The organism is Salibacterium salarium (assembly GCF_030813635.1).
Classification (GTDB): domain Bacteria; phylum Bacillota; class Bacilli; order Bacillales; family Marinococcaceae; genus Salibacterium; species Salibacterium salarium.
Genome location: NZ_JAUSUM010000002.1, coordinates 116993 through 133324, shown reverse-complemented (window position 1 = coordinate 133324; position 16332 = coordinate 116993). Strand labels below are relative to the sequence as shown.

The following is a 16332-nucleotide window of genomic DNA, read 5'->3' as shown; positions in this document are numbered from 1 at the left end:
ACATAATTCTCTCCTTGATCACCATTACCCTAAGAGGTAGTTTCGTTAATAAGAGAGCAATGAACCAGCTGCTCTTCTGATTGACTTCGCAAATCAGATTCATAAGTATGTGCCTTTTTGTAGCTTATACAACTTGGTATATCTCTTTTTCCAACTTCCAATTCGATTGAGCTTACCACCTTATTTATATAGTATTGCTGTCCTACAAGCTGACCTTTAATTACTCTTTTCATTCTGATATTTTTAAGTTTTCCTATTATATTGTTAAGAACTAGCATTCTTTCTTCGATTGTTTCCAACAGCCTTATATCTAATTTAATTTTTAACTCTTGATGCAAATCGTGTAAGTTATGAAGTTCTTCTACATTCGAATTATCCCACTCGATTGGTTTTTCCCGTTTCAATCTTTTATGGATTTGTTGAAGCTGTTTGGTATAAAAACTAATATCTTCCTTCAATTTGTTTTTTTCTCCGATAAAATATGCCATCGTACGAAAGGCATCGATTTCCCTTTCTGTAAAAGGTTGTCCCTCTTTTTCTATGTGAGCCAAAACCTGATCAAAAATTTTCTTTTGGTTCGCAAAGTTTTTCGCGTCAAATGACTTTGCATCCGATTTAATAATAGATGATTGGTTGATTAAACAGTAAAAATGAAATTCTTTACGAAGCATTTCTATAAAAATATTTTTATCTTTAATGTTTCTTGCTTGATCATCCGTAATGATATATATACGTCCTCCTGGGTTTAGAATAATTCTGGAAAACAGAGAATGGATAATAATGATCCTATACTTTCTTCCTTCCCAAAAAAAATAAGGACTCATTTGCGCTGTTTCCATACATTTCATATGCTGCTTCGCCAGCTTTTTAAACTCTCCCGTTATTCGTCTATGACCAGGTAGCTTTTTTTTCATCGTATAATCTCCTTAACAAATAGAATAGACCACTAAAAACATTGGTAATTGTATTGTCTATTTACTACCAACTTTCATTTAAATAAAAATCTTTCCTTAAAAGATTATTAATTGGAGAAGAGAGCCCGTTAATGCTATAAAAGACGGACTCTCTTTATTAACTAATCTATCATACACTAAGTTTCTGAACGATTTGGTCAAATATTCCTTCTAGTGATCCTCCTAAAGTCGACAACGTGCCAATAACAGCTATGGCGACTAACGCTATGATTAAACCATATTCACTTAATGATTGTCCTTTTTCATTCGCAACTACACTTTTTATTCTCGCATATAAATTCATTATATTACCTCCCTATGGACTTACAAAATTATTTACTTCTTTTCCAAAATCTTTCATAGCATTACCAGCCTTTTCACCAGCCGACTTCACCCCATTCGAAATCGTTTCTCCGGTTTTTTGGATAGCATCTCCAGCCGCCTCGGATACTTTTTCTGTTCTTTCTGCCACAGTAGAGGCAGCTTGATCCAATCCTTCTCCGAGTACAGGTGGGTTAACGTTAGACGCAACAGAACCCACCTTATCTATAGCATTTGACGCTGCTTCTCCCGCACCTTTTACACCGTTTCCAACTGCATTCGCAGCTTTTTCTCCTACATTTCCAACAGCATTTGCAGCTGTTTCCATAAATTGACCACCCTTATCATTAGACCATTCAGCTAAATCACCATATTTATCTCTCGCCCAATCAAAAGCTTCCCCTAATTGCTTTCGATATTTTATTCCTAACGAAATTCCAATACCTAGACCAAATATTAAGGCTGGAATACCAGAAAGAGCAAATATACCCGCAACACTTCCTACCGTCCCGAAAGAGTGTTCAGCAATGCCCCAGCCATCTCCTTCTTGGAATGCATCAACTAGTCCTTTAACTTCCAATCCAGTGACTCCTACACCTAAAATGCCTATTCCTAGTTTAAACGTTTTAATCCCTGTCCAAGTTTTTTTCACCAGTTGAGGAGATGTGTTATAGAATCTTTTTATTGGTTTTTTATTATCCCACCACTCTTTCACATTTACATAAGAAGAGGCAAAATAATCTCCAACTTCCACCACTCCACCTAAATTATCGGAAAAAGCAGGTGCCGCTGCCCCTATTGTCATGCTCAAAAAGCTTTTCCCTACAGCGGTTTTATTGACAGATGCATCGGTGGTGGTCGTTTTGTCCATCTCCTTTGCAAACTCTAATTTTCCTGTTGCTGCATTAGTAACACCTTTGAGTACATCTTCTGGCGAATTAAACCCTAAGGAATCTTCATCTGTATTAGATCCAGCTTCCTTTTTATTTTCACCTGAATACAAATTATCTTTCTCCAGAATGAGATTCGGATTTAGTACATGATTTGGATAGCCATCTTCGTTCCACCCGTACGGAGTCGACTCCCATTGATTATCCGCTTCATCATTGATTTCCATGTCTTCTTTTGTTCCAGTTGAATTTTCGTCCTTTTCATTGCCTTTGTCTTGATTTCCAGCTTTATTTTCATTATCAGTTCTTGAATTCTCTCCGTTTTCAGCATCCTTATTAGGACTGGATCCCTCACTATTTTCTCCTTTATTAGACTCATCAGAATTCGAATGATCATCTGTATTTTCACCTGATTCACCGGAACTTGTATTATCCTGATTTTCCTGAATGCCAGTCCCATCACTAGCAGGCGGTTCTGTTTGATTCGGGGAGGATCCTTCTGAATTATCACCTGGCTGCCGGTCATTCCACTCATCTGCTTCATTCAATCCAGGATCAGGCGGTGGAATATCTTCGCTTTCCTCTTCTGCAAACATAATACTTACAGGAGATACTGTTAGAACGAAAGCAATGAGAATGAGTATAATTTTCTGGAATACATTTTTCACTATGTTTTATTTCCTCCTTTCTTCAGACTAAAAATCAGTTCACCTCCTTTTCGTAATTAATTATTCTGTTTATCAACTTTAGACATAACCATCAAGAGAGATCTGAACTAGCTTCTGATTCAATATGGATCTCACTATATCCAAACAAAGACATAAAAAACATAGGAACTGTTGCTTCTGCATGAACTTCAACGTTTGCATTGTTTACCGTTACTATTAAGTTCGATGCTTCTGTCATGTTTTTATTTAAGTAGTGTTGCGCCTGACTTCTTGCTCTCCCTTCGTCTATTTCTATTTTTCCTTCTTCCTCCCATAAACCTTCATCATAACTGTCTAATGCGCCTATAGCCGCCGAATCAACAGCGCTTGCAAGTTGGGTGTATTTATATAGGACAAACCCTCCATCTATTAATAATCCACCCACTGCTATCATGACTGTTATCATGGCAGCGGCAAGCGGATATACAGATCCTCGCTCATTCTTTATGTTTTTAATCATTTTCCTCCCCCCATATCTGGTATGAGGAAGTGTGAGTGATGGTAGAACTACCAGGTAAAGAAAGATCGTCATAATTCACAAAAAAATCGAAGTCATAATTTATGTGTACAACGAATTCATCACCATTTTTTTGTACATTTATATCACTGTTATTCACATTTAGTCCCTGGCTCAGTGCTGATTCGGCCGTTGTTTCTGCGCGGTTTGCAGCTTCTGAAAAGCTGACACCTTCGTTAGCAGTTAAAGCGCTTCCTGCTCGTGCTCCTTGGTTGGCAGAAGTTACAACGATGATTTGAGCAAACAGGAAATAACCTAAAAGTAAGACTCCAACAGCGATAAGAATGAGCAAAGGAGCAACCATAGCAAACTCTGTTAGAGCTTGTCCTTCTTCATCCTTTTTCACTTTCTTTAATTTCCTTTTTACAACCTTTAATAAATGATCCATAGTGTAACGCCACTCCCTATAAAAATTACGATGGAATAGGGAATAAATATTCCATTCTTTTTTACATATTTCATATACTGGTGCATTCGCTTATTCCATAAAGAAGCAAAGAAACCATTTATGATATCTCTTCCGATATAACGCAGTCCCCTGTGCCAAATTAATATAGTGGCTGAGTAAATTCCCCCGAATATAAGGATTAGTGGGATGCCTACCATGATAAAAGGGAGTCCTAGCAATGCACTTAAACCTGTAACCAACTTTACATCTCCAGCTCCTATACCATTGCAAAGATATATAATAAAGAAAGACAAGAAAGCGGCCAGCATCGCTAAGGTATGTTCTAAAAGTACGAATGTTCCATGTGCTATCACGCTAATCGACAAACCTACTATCATTAACCCAAATGTGAGCCAATTTGGAATACGTCTTTGTTTCAAGTCGTATAGGACAGCTATTATGAGAGATAAAATAGCGATAAAGATTGACATTACACTTTCTCCTTTTAATAGTTAGCAAAAAACTCAACAATGGTTATTAGAGCTGGTCCTAGGATGAATATTAAAGTTGCCGGGAAGGCAAGAAGTAACAACGGGAAAAAAAGTTTCATTGATGCTTTTTCTCCTAATTGTTGCGCTTTTTTCTTTCGATTTTCCCAAAGTTCTTTAGATTGTGCTCTTATTACGTTAGTAATGCCAGAGGAACCTCTTTCTATATTTTGAACAAGAGAAGAAATAAATCTGTTCATTTCCTCCACCTGACAGCGTTCTGCCATTCGATCAAGCGCCTTTACTTGAGAAAAGCCAACAGATACATCGTGTATAACTTGATTGAATTCTTTGGCCAGTTGTCCATTCTGTTTTGAAGCAACTTCACGCATTGCCGGGATTAAGTTCATTCCTGCCCCACTCATAATGGCTATAGCATTTAATATATAGGGGAGTTCTTTCTTTATTTGATCTTGACGTTTTCGAATTTTTACTTTTAACCAAAATTCTGGAATGCGATAACCTAAAAAACTCCCTGGTAGTGCTAAAGCAAGCATGAGAGCATTAGCACTCATCATGCCTAACATCATAAAATAAAAGAATGCCACTGTACCTGAGAAAAATTTCAATGTTATGAGGTCTTCTACTATCCACTTACTTTCTTTATTCGCTAGTTGTATTTGGTTTTCAATGTTTTTTCGTTTATCCGTTGAGATTCTTATATTCAATATAGTAAACAGATTCATTACCAAAGGAGTCATTCTTTTCACAGAAAATCTGGTCTCTGCGTTAACGATCCTTGGACCATCGACCAGCCTTTTTTTCACAATGTTTGCCTCAAACCATTGCGAGGGAACAAATAATGTTGCTACGAAGATAAATACTATTGTTGATATCACTGCTGGCACCATGTGTTCCCCCTTTATACATTAATATTTGTAATCTTACGGCCAATCAAAAAGTTAGCTATTAGCATAAGTGCTGCCATAAACATAGCAATGGTCCCGATTAAATTATTGTACATAGGCTCCATATATTCGGGATTCATTAGCATAATAATTACTAAGACAAAAACGGGAGTGAAGGTTAGTACATTCGCTTCCATCCGTTTTTGAGTCGTTGCTAATTTTATTTCTTCCTGAATTAATATCTTGTCTGAAATTGATTCAGCTGTCGTTTCTATCACATCTGCTAGGTTTCCTCCACGGGATTTTGTCATCAACATAGCGTCCACAAACTGATGAATGTCTTCTATATCGTTAGCGTTTTTAAAATCCAACAGTACTTCATTCATTGATTTTCCTAGTTGAATATCACTATTTATTTTTTCAAGTTCTTCTAGCATTGGCTTATCTTTTTGAAACTGCAGCTCTCTTGTTAAATCATTTTCACACCTTTTAAATGCCACTTGTAAAGAAGAACCGGCTTTTAATGAACTAGCTAATGAAAGGATAGCTTCTCTAAATTGCAATATTAATTTTTCATTTCGTTTTTTTATCGCTTGCTTCGAGTTAAACTTCGGATAAAATAAACCAGATGCAGCTAATAGTAATGCAAAAAACATGTTTTGAAATAAGACCATTCCAATAAAAAATATAGAAAAACAAATCAAAATGGTCATCATGTTCGTTATTGTTGTTTGTACGAATGGACCTTTTTTTTGTTGTGAGCGAAAATTAGAGTTTTTCTTTCCTTGCAGCCTGTCAAAAGCTTTTGGAAGCTCTTGTTTTTTTCTTGTTCTTCCAAAAATTATTATTTTGCAAAAATCAATAACCGCTTTAATCAAAATAAAAATAAGAACAATAATCATCAGGTATGTAAACAACATATGCATCTCTCCTAGACAAGTAGCTGATTGCCTTCTAAAGCAGATTCTCCAAAACCAGCGGCTTGCCATTTTTCATTTTGAACGATGCCTTCTCCAGTTGGTTTCAAACGTCCATGAACAGCGTCGTTACTACTGTCTTGGACCGATGTTTCAAACCGATACAAATCTACGTGATCTATCTCACCGTTTTCAAATTCTCGTATTTCTGAGATTTGAACTACTTTACGGGATCCGTCTCTTAATCTTCCTAGCTGTATAACAATCTCGACAGATGATGCTATTTGTCTTCGAATAGCAGAAACCGGAAGATCAAGACCAGACATTAATACCATTGTTTCTAAACGAGAAAGCATATCAACAGACGAATTGGCGTGCCCAGTTGTTAATGACCCGTCATGTCCTGTATTCATAGCTTGCAGCATATCAAGAGCTTCTCCCCCCCGAACCTCTCCGACTACAATTCTGTCCGGACGCATTCTTAAAGCTGTTCGTACAAGGTCCCGCATAGAAATTTCTCCCTTTCCTTCAACATTTGCCGGCCTTGTTTCCAAGTTAACGAGATTTTCTATATGTGATAGTTTTAACTCAGCTGAATCTTCCGCAGTAATAATTCTTTCTCCAACTGGAATATACATACTTAACGCATTTAAGAATGTAGTCTTTCCGGAACCTGTCCCACCTGAGATGACTATGTTGTAGCGAGCTTGCACTAACTTTTTCAACCATTCCGCAATCGAGGCATCGAGTGCTCCAAATTCCACAAGTTCATCCATCGAAAATGGATTTTCCGGGAACTTTCTAATTGTTACTATAGGCCCCCCAAGTGATATAGGACGTATGACTACGTTCACCCTGGAACCATCGGGCAAACGAGCGTCTACAATGGGATTGGCCTCGTCAATTTTACGATTAATAGGGGCTACAATTTTTTCAATAATAGTCATAAGATCTGATTCTGATTTGAATTGCATCCGTTGCCCTTCTTCATCATAGGCATACTCAATTTTCCCGGATCTTTCTATGAAAATATTATCTGTACCATTAATCATTATTTCAGTAATATCATCACGCCGCACAAGAGGATCTATTATTCCATAACCAATAAGCTGCTGCATAATTTCCTCAGTAAGCGTCTTGCGATCTTCTGCGGTTAACAACAACTCTTGAAACTGATCACCTTCTCCATCTTCAAGGGCATTCCATACGGCGACTCTCAATTTGTCGACATCTGTTAATAACTTATGATCTTTGTTTCCTTTTTTCACAACGTCTTCTCGAACAGCCTGTTTTAGCTGCTCGATGCTATTTTCGTATTCATGTCCCCATTCTTCAGATGTACCTTCGTTTTCCAATTGCTTTTTTTTAATAGCTTGTTCAATTCCCATTAAGCAAGCACTCCCTTTTTCAGGCCATTTCGTTTTGCTACTTCCGATTGAGAAAAAATGGGATCGATTAAGTTAGCGATGCTTCGATAATGCTTATTTAATTTAAGAAAAGGCTTTTCTGCCATAATCGTCCCTCTATTTGCAAACCCTTGTACTTGGTCATACTTGTACGGGACAATAGCAGATACTTGCATCGAAAGCATCTCTTCCACTTCTCTTACCGGAAACCCGATTGATTCATGATAACCATTAATCACCAAATATCTATTTTGTAAAGGATTGTTTAATCTTCTAATAACGTCTACAGAAGACAAGAGCGACCAATTTGCCGATACATCTGTCGTCATCACAAAAACTAAGTCCGTACTTGCATTTAGTAATGATATATTTTTCTCAGATAGCTCACTGGATGTATCAAAAATGATGTGGTCGTACTCCATCATGTATATGGCTTTCATGATATAATCCGTCTGTTCCAACGTAAGAGACGACATTTTCAAAGGAGGTCCGGCACTTAAAACATCGATTTCTTTTCCATGCACGGATACTGTTTGAACTGCTTCATTCATCACTTCTTTTAACTCATCAACATTGTCTCTCCCTTGTTCAATAAAACTAATAATGTCTGACAGCCCTTTTGAGCGTTGTGGAAGGCTAAACGCTACGGATATATGGCCAAAAACTGCAAAATCTACCAACAATACTTTTTTTCCTTTAATAGCTAATTGACTTCCAACATTCACAGTAAGTGTGGTAGTTCCTACTCCTCCTTTTGGAGAGTAAAACAAAATGGACTTTTGGGTTGTATCTTCTTTTGAAGCTGGATTCACTTGTGTGAAAATATCTTTATCTTTTCCTTTCACTGGAAAGGACAAAAGTTTGGAAGTATACGTTCCAATCGGTGTATATTTATAAAGCAAATCAATTCGTTCATCTTTTAATTCTTTTTCATTCATAATTTGCAAGTTATCAGTTATGACAACTAATTTAACTAAATCCCCATCTTTAAGGAGCTGTCCCCACTCCATTTCATTTGGAATTAAGCTCTCATTTACAATAACGATATCCACACTATGATTAAGAATATATAATTTCAAATCATCAAAACGTTCCACCATTTGAACAACTTGCAGGACGTCTTCACTTTGTTCGTAATAAGAACTTATGTCATTCATATAGACTTTTTCATCATCAGCAATCACAACTTTAACGAGTTGCTGCTGGCTTTTACCGGGGATGAAATCGATGTCCATTGTATAAACTCCTTCATTGTCTATTAGTTTTCTAGTGAAGATTCATAAATTCTTTCTACTTCAACCTTTTCTCCGCCATCAGATGGATTTAAAGACAGCGTTACAACGCCTTCTTCTTTCGCAGTTGAAAGAGCAATTGCTTCTTGCGGGCTGACAACAAGAGTAATATGTTGAATTAAACCGTCTTTACCATAAGACTCTCCGCTCCCGTCTACTGTCTCTACGTCATGTATTTTAATGGCTTGGCTAAGCATTCGGGAAAAGCGCTCCCCCGTTTCCTCAGAATCTAGTGTTACTATTACATCTACCAAATCACCAGACTGTAACGTATTATTAACTGCATCGTCTGGTTCTAACGCAACAGTAAATAAACGTTTTTCTGCTGGTATAAATTCAGAACTATCTATTGATCCATCTTGCGTTAAGTACTCTTCTCTATCTTCTGGATATACTAGTAAATCCGGATCCAACTCTAATGGTTCTCCCGAGCTGATTTCTGTTTTTGCGATAGCTCCTTTGACCACTTCAGGATCTTCAATGGAATTCTGAACTAATGTTTTTGCTGCATTTGCTTCTACTTCAACCGTTGAGATCATATCTTCTTCTATGACCGAATGCTCCTCGATTGTTGTGTCTGCTACAACGAGAGTCTCGGTTTCTTGTAAGGATTGCAAATATTGATACGTTAGAAATGCGATTCCGGCAGCACTCCCCAAAATTAGTATAAGTCTTAAGCTGATTTTTCCTAACATCAGTATCCTCCGCTCGCTCCGTATTTATGACGATAATTAATAAGGGTTTTCTTGTTCGTAAGTTTCATAGTCAAAAGCTTCCTGCCCTGAACGCAGATTCAGATAAAACAAATTGAAAAGCGTCCCTATAAAAGGGGTGATAATTGCATTGATAAGTGTTAAACAAAAGATTTCTACATAGTTCGTATAATCTACAAACATCAAAGCAGAGGTTAGAACCGTTACTTGAATAATAGAAATAGCTAAATGAACGGAAACAAACAGTAAAAATATTTTCCAAAATGACCCTTTCACTAAATCTCTGCTTCTAAAAATCGATTGAAAAATACCTTTTCTTTCAAAAACAATAGCTTGAGTATAAAACCCTAAATAAGCTAATAATAATAGTCCCGGTATGAGTAACAAACTGAACCCTATTAACACAAACGTTGTATAAACGATAGTCGCAGCAATGACTGTCGGCAGTAAAACAACTGTTTTTTTCAACGTAAAGACAACTTGATTCTTTCTTTCACTTTCATTGTTCACTAGTAATAGGAACATAATAACTGCTCCTACAGAGACAATGAGTAAACCATTAAAAACAGACAAACCGGAGAGGGATTCGTCCTGAATTGTGCTGATGCTAATTTCATTAGCTGCAAGAAAATCATATAAATAAATCATCAGGGCGAAAATAATACTAAATATAGGAATTGTCAGTATTAAAGATGTCGTGAACAGTTCTTTTGATTTCTTAAATGATTGACTAATTAATGTTTTGGCCGTTGCCGGTTGTACATTATCTGGTTGAATATACATTTTTTATCTCCTTTTATGATTCGATAAATAATGATTCGCCTATTTGGATATTCATTTCCTCAACTTTCCCTGAGGGCAGTTCGACAACACACGTAGCATTTTTTATCTTCTTACTGGCTCTCCATGGGGGGCAACTGCTTAATATGTAAACAATCTCATTATTCTTATTTAAAAACACGCAATCTATTTCTTCTTTCATAAACCACGTATGAATTTGATTACATGGGGAAAGAATGAAAGCTGCGTCACTATCTAAATTTTTTCCAATTAGCCCCCTGGCCCTTGTCCAAATCGTCCTTCCCCATTCAATTTTTTCACTGATATACACACCATCGTGTTTTCTTATCTTCATTTTTCCTCCTTTCACTTTTCAAAATATTTACTTGTAAGATTATTCATAAAACATGTAAATGACTATTTATATAGGAAAATTATGGGCCACCTGTTTTATATCACAAGGTTTTAATAAGGGTCAATGTTCCCCTTTTTCCCACATTTTATGACTTTCCTAGGATTTATCTATTATTCCTACTTTTTATTCAAGAAAAAATAACCAGTTATCATCATTACTCTTTTTTCAGGGAATGAATTGCTTTTTACTAAAAAATCCTTGTTTATAAATTTTGGAGGTTACTTTGTGAGCAACAATTTCAAAACAAAATATTTTAAAATAAAAGTATTTTATATGGTCCTTTAGTCATTCATAAACTATTTTACTTTCTGTAAAAAAACACTCATTTTGACTTATGTAATGTGACTCCCTACATAAAATTTTGGAAAATGTCTCTAGTTGATAAAAGAACATAAGTTCCCATATAATAAAGGGACACCTTATTTTTATCGTGGGGCGAATGATATGGAACGTACCGTGTTTTTAATCGATATGCAGTCTTTTTATGCAAGCTTTGAAAAAGTCTATCAGATAAATTTGGATGATAAACCTGTCGTTGTGGCAGGAGATCCAAAAATCCGCAGTGGAGTAATTCTCGCAGCGTGCCCGATTGCAAAACAATGGGGGATAAAGACAGCAGAAGCTCTATGGGAAGCAAAAAATAAATGCCCTGACCTTGTTGTTATTCAACCACGGATGCAGGCGTATTTAGATGCATCCGTTGAAATTGCATCAGTACTCGAGTCTTTCAGTGATCAAGTAGAACCTTACAGCGTCGACGAAATTTTTGTTGAAATGACATATGTTCTTGATGGTTATGAAGGGGATGCTTATGCTGCAGCTCATGTTATGAAACGCCAAATGAAACGTATGCTTGGTGTAAATGCTCGTATTGGTATTGGTCCTACTAAGGTGCTTGCAAAAATGGCTTGCGATCATTTTGCCAAGAAGACATCGGATGGTATTTTTTCTCTGACCTATAACAACCTTCAGGAAAAGCTTTGGCCTCGTGCCATTGGTGATTTATTCGGCGTGGGAGGCCGTATGAAAAAACATTTACAAAACATGGGGATTCGCACGATTGGACAGCTTGCTAATTTTCCACTCGAACAAATGCAAAAGCGTTGGGGAATTAACGGAGAACTGCTTTGGCGCACTGCTTACGGGGAAGATTCTTCTCCTGTTACTGTAGATACACACATTCGCCGCCAAGGAATTGGACATCATATGACACTCACACGAGACTATTGCACCTGGAGGGAAGTGAAGGTTGTCTTAAGAGAGTTAAGCGAAGAGGTAGCACGTCGCGCTCGAGCAAACAGTTATATGGGGATGACGGTTTCTACCGGTGCAGGAGGGCATGATTTTGACTTCCCCACCGGATTTCACCGTCAACGTAAACTGGAAGACTATACGAACGACGGTACTGTTATTTATCACATCGTCCTTCGGCTGTTTGAAGAATACTGGGATGGATATCCTATACGCAGTGTCGGTATTACACTTGATCAGCTTGTTCCTGATACATTCCGCCAACTTTCTTTGTTTCATCCAATTCAAGATAAAGAAGTCCTAAATCACACGATCGACGATTTAAAAGAACGATTTGGCAACGATGCTATCTTGCACGCTTCGTCTCTTACAAATGCCGGCCAAGCATTATTACGGGCCAAAAAAATCGGTGGACATTATAAATAAGCTTTCACGCTAGCCAAAAAAGTTTTTAAATGCCTGTAACGTAGTCTTACGATTTAAAAGGGCGATGGATGTAGTTAACGGAATCCCCTTAGGACAAGATTCCACACAATTCTGGGAGTTAGAACAATGTTCTATTCCACCAACGCCCATGATCTCCTCAAGTCGTTCCACTTTATTCATTTCTCCCGTTGGATGAGCAATTTTCAGTTCTATCTGTGAAAAAATAAAAGGACCCATGAATGGAGAATCATCATTAACATTGGGACAAGCTTCCAAACAAACACCGCAAGTCATACACTTGGATAGTTCATAAGCGGATTGTCGTTTTGGCTCAGGCATTCTCGGCCCTGCCCCAAGGTCATAGGTTCCATCTATTGGAATCCAACTCTTTGTCCGCTTCATCGAATCAAACATGTCTGACCGGTCTACCATCAAGTCACGAACGACAGGAAATGTTTTCATCGGCTGCAATTGAATGGGTTGTTCCAACCTATCTATCAATGTAGAACAAGCTTGTCCAGGTTTGCCATTTATCATCATCGAACAAGCTCCGCACACCTCTTCTAAACAGCCCATATCCCAAGTAACTTGATTGGTTTTGTTTCCGTCTTTATTTACTGGATTCTGTCTTATATCCATTAGAGCAGAAATTACATTCATATTAGGCCGATGTTCAATAAGAAACGATTCTACATATGAATTTGATTCAGGATTGTCTTGTCTTAGTATATCAAGCTGAATCGTCGCTTCGATTGACGTAACCTCCTTCCCACTCGAGTGAGAAAAGCTTTTTCTATAGGGTTCACAGATGGTTCGTTTGATATTCAAAAAGGATCTGTCCGATTGGGGACAGATCCTCACACTTAATATTAGTAGCCGCCAAAACCATCGCCGTACCATGATGCCCCTACAATAATAAGAAGAATGAACAATACGACGATTAACGCAAAGCCTCCGCCTTCATAACCTCCTGCACTCATATAAACGCTCCTTTCTGCATTTGCAATTACAGTGCTAGCCTATGTCTATTTGTCTCATTGGTTTGGGCGGTCGGCACATTTTTTTAATCAATCTAGACAAAGACCTTCTCTCAGGCTGACTAACTCCTGAAAATATTTTGGAAAGAGACAGGTTATAATGACATAGGCTAATTTGAATAACCTTATGGAGGTGTAAAATGTATTGTTTTACCATGTAAAAGACTTACAGTACAATGCCAAGCCTGCTTGTCCTGATCCTGTCTATGCCAAAAAACTGCAAGAAGTGTTGGGTGGGCAATACGGAGAAATTACTGTCATGATGCAATACCTATTTCAAGGATTCAACTGCCGGGCAGATGCAAAATACAGAGACTTGCTGTTTGATATTGGAACCGAAGAAATCGCTCATGTTGAGATGCTGGCAACCTTAATTGCAAGGCTGTTGGATAATGCTCCGGCAAAAGATCAAGAACAATTAGTAAATAGTGATCCTGCAATAGCAGCAATCATGGGCGGAATGAACCCTCAACACGCCATTGTTTCGGGTTTGGGTGCCCTGCCTGCAGATAGTGTTGGCTACCCCTGGAATGCTAGATACACCATTGCAAGTGGTAATTTGCTAGCTGATTTCCGGGCCAATTTAAACGCAGAATCGCAAGGTCGTCTGCAAGTTTCCCGTCTCTATGAGCTTACTGATGATCCAGGTGTGCGGGATACATTGTCATTTTTAATCGCAAGAGACAATGCTCATCAAAATCAGTGGATTGCTGCGATTAGAGAATTAGAATCAGAAGAAGGGGACATTATCGTACCAACAACCTTCCCAAGAAATCTCCAAAAAGAAGAAGTCGCGTATGACTTTTATAACACATCCCAAGGTAACGAAAGCAGTCACGGTCCGTGGGCTCAAGGACTCGCCCCTGATCACAGATATTACTTCCGTTACGTCGAAAACCCTGTTCCATATGGGCCACGTCCTTATTTAATCCCTGCCCCTTACTATTTATTTAACACTCCACCTATGCTCCGGGCATAATATTGCTAACATGGCTGTTAAGAAGCCATGTTATTTTTTTTTACTAAGCGTATAACTCTTTTTAAACTACAAATCCTAATGGTGGCGGAGAAGGGTTGACTGACAGGAGGGAGGAAAATAATTCTATGAATCACGTTATCGCTTTAGGAATAAAAACTGTGCTTACTTTATTCATTCTTCTTATTATGTTGTCTCTGGCAGAGAGGTATCCCGTCTGGAACACGATTGGTTTAACGCTCATTGTTGTAGGTGCCGCTTACTTCATTGGAGATTTATTGATATTAAAAGCAACGAACAACACCGTTTCTACAATAGCTGATATCGGGTTAAGCACAATGGTTATCTGGCTTGTTGGACCGTTTGTTTTAAATCAACCGGTACCTTTCTTTATAGCGTTTTTGTCAGGAATTTTAATTGGGGCCGGAGAATGGTTTTTTCATAAACATCTTATTAACGCTCTCATTACAAAAAATCCAAAAGTTTATTCGTAAAGGAGATAGTTATTATGTTCTATCACAAAAAAGAACTTCAATACAACGCTAAACCGGATAAACCCGATCCTGTTTATGCCAAGAAATTGCAAGAAGTATTGGGCGGGCAATTCGGAGAAATTACAGTCGCGATGCAATATCTTTTTCAAGGGTGGAATTGCCGCGGCAATGAAAAGTACAGAGATATGCTGCTTGATATAGGGACCGAGGAAATTGCTCATGTTGAAATGCTCGCTACCATGATAGCCCAATTACTTGATTCTGCACCGGTAGAAACTCAAGAAGAGGCCTCTCAAGACCCGATTTTGGGTGCTGTTATGGGAGGAATGAATCCACAACACATCATTGTTTCAGGATTAGGAGCGCAGCCAACTGATAGTGCTGGATATCCTTGGAACTCTAGATATACCATTGCAAGTGGAAATTTACTCGCTGACTTTCGAGCGAATCTTAATGCTGAATCACAAGGCAGACTGCAGGTCGTCCGATTGTACGAGTCCACAACGGACCACGGCGTTCGAGATATGCTGTCCTTTCTCATTGCAAGAGACACCATGCACCAAAATCAGTGGATGGCCGCAATAGAAGAATTGGAACAACAGCAATCACCAGTCGTACCTTCCACGTTTCCAAAAGAAAAAGAGAAACAGGAGGTTGCCTATTCATTCATGAATTGTTCGGAAGGAACCAAGAGTCAGAACGGCCGTTGGGCAAGTGGAAAAAGCATGGATAATCAAGGAACCTTTGAATATGATGCCAACCCAGAACCAATGGGACAAGTTCCTTCTTTAAATCCAGCTCCCCATTATATCCATGACACTCCTTTATTTGCTGAAAATATAACGAATGAAAATAAATAAAGAAGGTCAAAATAACCGCGGAGGTGAATCATATGCACCAACAAGGATTAGGTATTCATGAAAAAGCAGAATTGCATGAAATGCTCGTATTTAAAACAAATTGTTTATCGAAAGCACAAATGATGCAAAATCAAGTTCAAGATCCGGCATTACAGCAATTATTACAACAAGATATCCAAGCTTCTACCGAAAATGTATCCCAGCTTCAACAATTGCTTCAACAACAATAAGGAGGTGTTTTTGTGCAAATACAAAATTTTAATGACCAAGCAGCCGCTACAGATTTATTGCTATCTGCTAAATCGGGCGTAAGAAATTGTGCCTACGCTATTACCGAAGCTGCATCTCCAAACGTCAGACAAGCGTTATCTCAACAGCTGCAACAGTCTGTCCACTTCCATGAACAAGTCACTGATTACATGATAAATAAAGGATATTATCATCCTTACAACTTAAATGAACAGGTTCAAGTCGATCAACAAGCTGTACAGCAAACCATGCAGCAGCAAAACCAATAAAACTTTTCCTGAAAAGGTGAATGTTTCCCACCTTTTCAGGTTTCTTTTACATGTTTACTCTTTTACCTTTAGTCA

Annotated in this window: 21 protein-coding genes; 6 read left to right on the top strand and 15 right to left on the bottom strand. The window is 38.0% G+C overall.

The window, feature by feature from the left end; all coding sequences use genetic code 11:
- Nucleotides 1–29: 29 nt before the first annotated feature.
- The 13 genes from J2S78_RS06435 to J2S78_RS06375 form a co-directional block, all read right to left on the bottom strand.
- Nucleotides 30–914 carry a hypothetical protein gene (locus tag J2S78_RS06435; protein WP_306897175.1) on the bottom strand — a complete coding sequence of 295 codons (885 nt, stop codon included), beginning with the start codon at nt 912–914 and terminating at the stop codon, nt 30–32.
- A 169-nt stretch (nt 915–1083) separates the two neighbouring features.
- Nucleotides 1084–1257: a Flp family type IVb pilin gene (locus tag J2S78_RS06430; protein WP_306897172.1), complete on the bottom strand. Its 174-nt coding sequence runs from the start codon at nt 1255–1257 to the stop codon at nt 1084–1086.
- Between the two features lie 12 nt (nt 1258–1269).
- Nucleotides 1270–2832, bottom strand: coding sequence for an ICP22 family protein (locus J2S78_RS06425; protein WP_306897170.1), 1563 nt, complete (start codon nt 2830–2832; stop codon nt 1270–1272).
- 91 nt (nt 2833–2923) lie between these two features.
- Nucleotides 2924–3331, bottom strand: a complete 408-nt coding sequence (locus J2S78_RS06420) for a TadE/TadG family type IV pilus assembly protein (RefSeq protein ID WP_306897168.1) — start codon at nt 3329–3331, stop codon at nt 2924–2926.
- Nucleotides 3324–3776 carry a TadE/TadG family type IV pilus assembly protein gene (locus J2S78_RS06415; RefSeq protein ID WP_306897167.1) on the bottom strand — a complete coding sequence of 151 codons (453 nt, stop codon included), beginning with the start codon at nt 3774–3776 and terminating at the stop codon, nt 3324–3326. Before J2S78_RS06415 ends, J2S78_RS06420 begins: the two co-directional genes overlap by 8 nt.
- Nucleotides 3761–4267: an A24 family peptidase gene (locus J2S78_RS06410; protein WP_306897165.1), complete on the bottom strand. Its 507-nt coding sequence runs from the start codon at nt 4265–4267 to the stop codon at nt 3761–3763. The genes J2S78_RS06415 and J2S78_RS06410 overlap by 16 nt, the downstream gene beginning before the upstream one ends.
- A gap of 14 nt (nt 4268–4281) precedes the next feature.
- Entirely contained in the window at nt 4282–5175 is an 894-nt protein-coding gene (locus tag J2S78_RS06405) for a type II secretion system F family protein (RefSeq protein ID WP_306897163.1), read from the bottom strand.
- 11 nt (nt 5176–5186) lie between these two features.
- Nucleotides 5187–6092, bottom strand: a complete 906-nt coding sequence (locus J2S78_RS06400) for a type II secretion system F family protein (protein WP_185819807.1) — start codon at nt 6090–6092, stop codon at nt 5187–5189.
- An 11-nt stretch (nt 6093–6103) separates the two neighbouring features.
- Complete coding sequence (locus J2S78_RS06395; protein ID WP_306897161.1) at nt 6104–7477, bottom strand: TadA family conjugal transfer-associated ATPase; 1374 nt, start codon at nt 7475–7477, stop codon at nt 6104–6106.
- A complete protein-coding gene (locus J2S78_RS06390) occupies nt 7477–8730 on the bottom strand; it encodes a CpaE/TadZ family protein (RefSeq protein WP_306897160.1) in 1254 nt (417 codons plus the stop codon). The genes J2S78_RS06395 and J2S78_RS06390 overlap by 1 nt, the downstream gene beginning before the upstream one ends.
- Nucleotides 8731–8753: 23 nt before the next feature.
- Entirely contained in the window at nt 8754–9482 is a 729-nt protein-coding gene (gene cpaB, locus J2S78_RS06385) for a Flp pilus assembly protein CpaB (protein WP_306897159.1), read from the bottom strand.
- Between the two features lie 36 nt (nt 9483–9518).
- Nucleotides 9519–10283, bottom strand: coding sequence for a hypothetical protein (locus tag J2S78_RS06380; protein WP_306897158.1), 765 nt, complete (start codon nt 10281–10283; stop codon nt 9519–9521).
- Between the two features lie 13 nt (nt 10284–10296).
- Nucleotides 10297–10635, bottom strand: coding sequence for a DUF192 domain-containing protein (locus J2S78_RS06375; RefSeq protein WP_306897157.1), 339 nt, complete (start codon nt 10633–10635; stop codon nt 10297–10299).
- Between the two features lie 504 nt (nt 10636–11139).
- Here J2S78_RS06375 and J2S78_RS06370 point away from each other — a divergent pair.
- Nucleotides 11140–12372, top strand: coding sequence for a DNA polymerase IV (locus tag J2S78_RS06370; RefSeq protein WP_306897155.1), 1233 nt, complete (start codon nt 11140–11142; stop codon nt 12370–12372).
- A 9-nt stretch (nt 12373–12381) separates the two neighbouring features.
- Here J2S78_RS06370 and sdhB read toward each other — a convergent pair whose 3' ends face one another.
- Together sdhB and J2S78_RS06360 are read right to left on the bottom strand one after the other, a co-directional pair.
- On the bottom strand, nt 12382–13125 hold the full coding sequence (gene sdhB, locus J2S78_RS06365) for a succinate dehydrogenase iron-sulfur subunit (RefSeq protein ID WP_306898734.1): 744 nt from the start codon (nt 13123–13125) through the stop codon (nt 12382–12384).
- A 116-nt stretch (nt 13126–13241) separates the two neighbouring features.
- On the bottom strand, nt 13242–13352 hold the full coding sequence (locus J2S78_RS06360; RefSeq protein ID WP_125559779.1) for a YjcZ family sporulation protein: 111 nt from the start codon (nt 13350–13352) through the stop codon (nt 13242–13244).
- 202 nt (nt 13353–13554) lie between these two features.
- Here J2S78_RS06360 and J2S78_RS06355 point away from each other — a divergent pair, with 202 nt between their 5' ends.
- The 5 genes from J2S78_RS06355 to J2S78_RS06335 all read left to right on the top strand — a co-directional run bounded on the left by J2S78_RS06355 (nt 13555) and on the right by J2S78_RS06335 (nt 16257).
- Nucleotides 13555–14388 carry a manganese catalase gene (locus J2S78_RS06355; RefSeq protein ID WP_125559777.1) on the top strand — a complete coding sequence of 278 codons (834 nt, stop codon included), beginning with the start codon at nt 13555–13557 and terminating at the stop codon, nt 14386–14388.
- Nucleotides 14389–14513: 125 nt separating this feature from the next.
- Nucleotides 14514–14879 carry a DUF2512 family protein gene (locus J2S78_RS06350; protein WP_306897153.1) on the top strand — a complete coding sequence of 122 codons (366 nt, stop codon included), beginning with the start codon at nt 14514–14516 and terminating at the stop codon, nt 14877–14879.
- Between the two features lie 14 nt (nt 14880–14893).
- Nucleotides 14894–15739: a manganese catalase gene (locus tag J2S78_RS06345; protein ID WP_306897152.1), complete on the top strand. Its 846-nt coding sequence runs from the start codon at nt 14894–14896 to the stop codon at nt 15737–15739.
- Between the two features lie 32 nt (nt 15740–15771).
- Entirely contained in the window at nt 15772–15969 is a 198-nt protein-coding gene (locus tag J2S78_RS06340; protein ID WP_306897151.1) for a spore coat protein, read from the top strand.
- Between the two features lie 12 nt (nt 15970–15981).
- Entirely contained in the window at nt 15982–16257 is a 276-nt protein-coding gene (locus J2S78_RS06335) for a spore coat protein (protein ID WP_306897149.1), read from the top strand.
- The last annotated feature ends 75 nt before the right edge of the window (nt 16258–16332 follow it).

Bases quoted from the DNA above. Each gene is read 5' to 3' on its own strand.
- J2S78_RS06435 (WP_306897175.1), bottom strand. From the start codon at position 914: ATGAAAAAAAAGCTACCTGGTCATAGACGAATAACGGGAGAGTTTAAA.
- J2S78_RS06430 (WP_306897172.1), bottom strand. From the start codon at position 1,257: ATGAATTTATATGCGAGAATAAAAAGTGTAGTTGCGAATGAAAAAGGA.
- J2S78_RS06420 (WP_306897168.1), bottom strand. From the start codon at position 3,331: ATGATTAAAAACATAAAGAATGAGCGAGGATCTGTATATCCGCTTGCC.
- J2S78_RS06415 (WP_306897167.1), bottom strand. From the start codon at position 3,776: ATGGATCATTTATTAAAGGTTGTAAAAAGGAAATTAAAGAAAGTGAAA.
- J2S78_RS06410 (WP_306897165.1), bottom strand. From the start codon at position 4,267: ATGTCAATCTTTATCGCTATTTTATCTCTCATAATAGCTGTCCTATAC.
- J2S78_RS06405 (WP_306897163.1), bottom strand. From the start codon at position 5,175: ATGGTGCCAGCAGTGATATCAACAATAGTATTTATCTTCGTAGCAACA.
- J2S78_RS06400 (WP_185819807.1), bottom strand. From the start codon at position 6,092: ATGTTGTTTACATACCTGATGATTATTGTTCTTATTTTTATTTTGATT.
- J2S78_RS06395 (WP_306897161.1), bottom strand. From the start codon at position 7,477: ATGGGAATTGAACAAGCTATTAAAAAAAAGCAATTGGAAAACGAAGGT.
- J2S78_RS06390 (WP_306897160.1), bottom strand. From the start codon at position 8,730: ATGGACATCGATTTCATCCCCGGTAAAAGCCAGCAGCAACTCGTTAAA.
- cpaB (WP_306897159.1), bottom strand. From the start codon at position 9,482: ATGTTAGGAAAAATCAGCTTAAGACTTATACTAATTTTGGGGAGTGCT.
- J2S78_RS06380 (WP_306897158.1), bottom strand. From the start codon at position 10,283: ATGTATATTCAACCAGATAATGTACAACCGGCAACGGCCAAAACATTA.
- J2S78_RS06375 (WP_306897157.1), bottom strand. From the start codon at position 10,635: ATGAAGATAAGAAAACACGATGGTGTGTATATCAGTGAAAAAATTGAA.
- J2S78_RS06370 (WP_306897155.1), top strand. From the start codon at position 11,140: ATGGAACGTACCGTGTTTTTAATCGATATGCAGTCTTTTTATGCAAGC.
- J2S78_RS06360 (WP_125559779.1), bottom strand. From the start codon at position 13,352: ATGAGTGCAGGAGGTTATGAAGGCGGAGGCTTTGCGTTAATCGTCGTA.
- J2S78_RS06350 (WP_306897153.1), top strand. From the start codon at position 14,514: ATGAATCACGTTATCGCTTTAGGAATAAAAACTGTGCTTACTTTATTC.
- J2S78_RS06345 (WP_306897152.1), top strand. From the start codon at position 14,894: ATGTTCTATCACAAAAAAGAACTTCAATACAACGCTAAACCGGATAAA.
- J2S78_RS06340 (WP_306897151.1), top strand. From the start codon at position 15,772: ATGCACCAACAAGGATTAGGTATTCATGAAAAAGCAGAATTGCATGAA.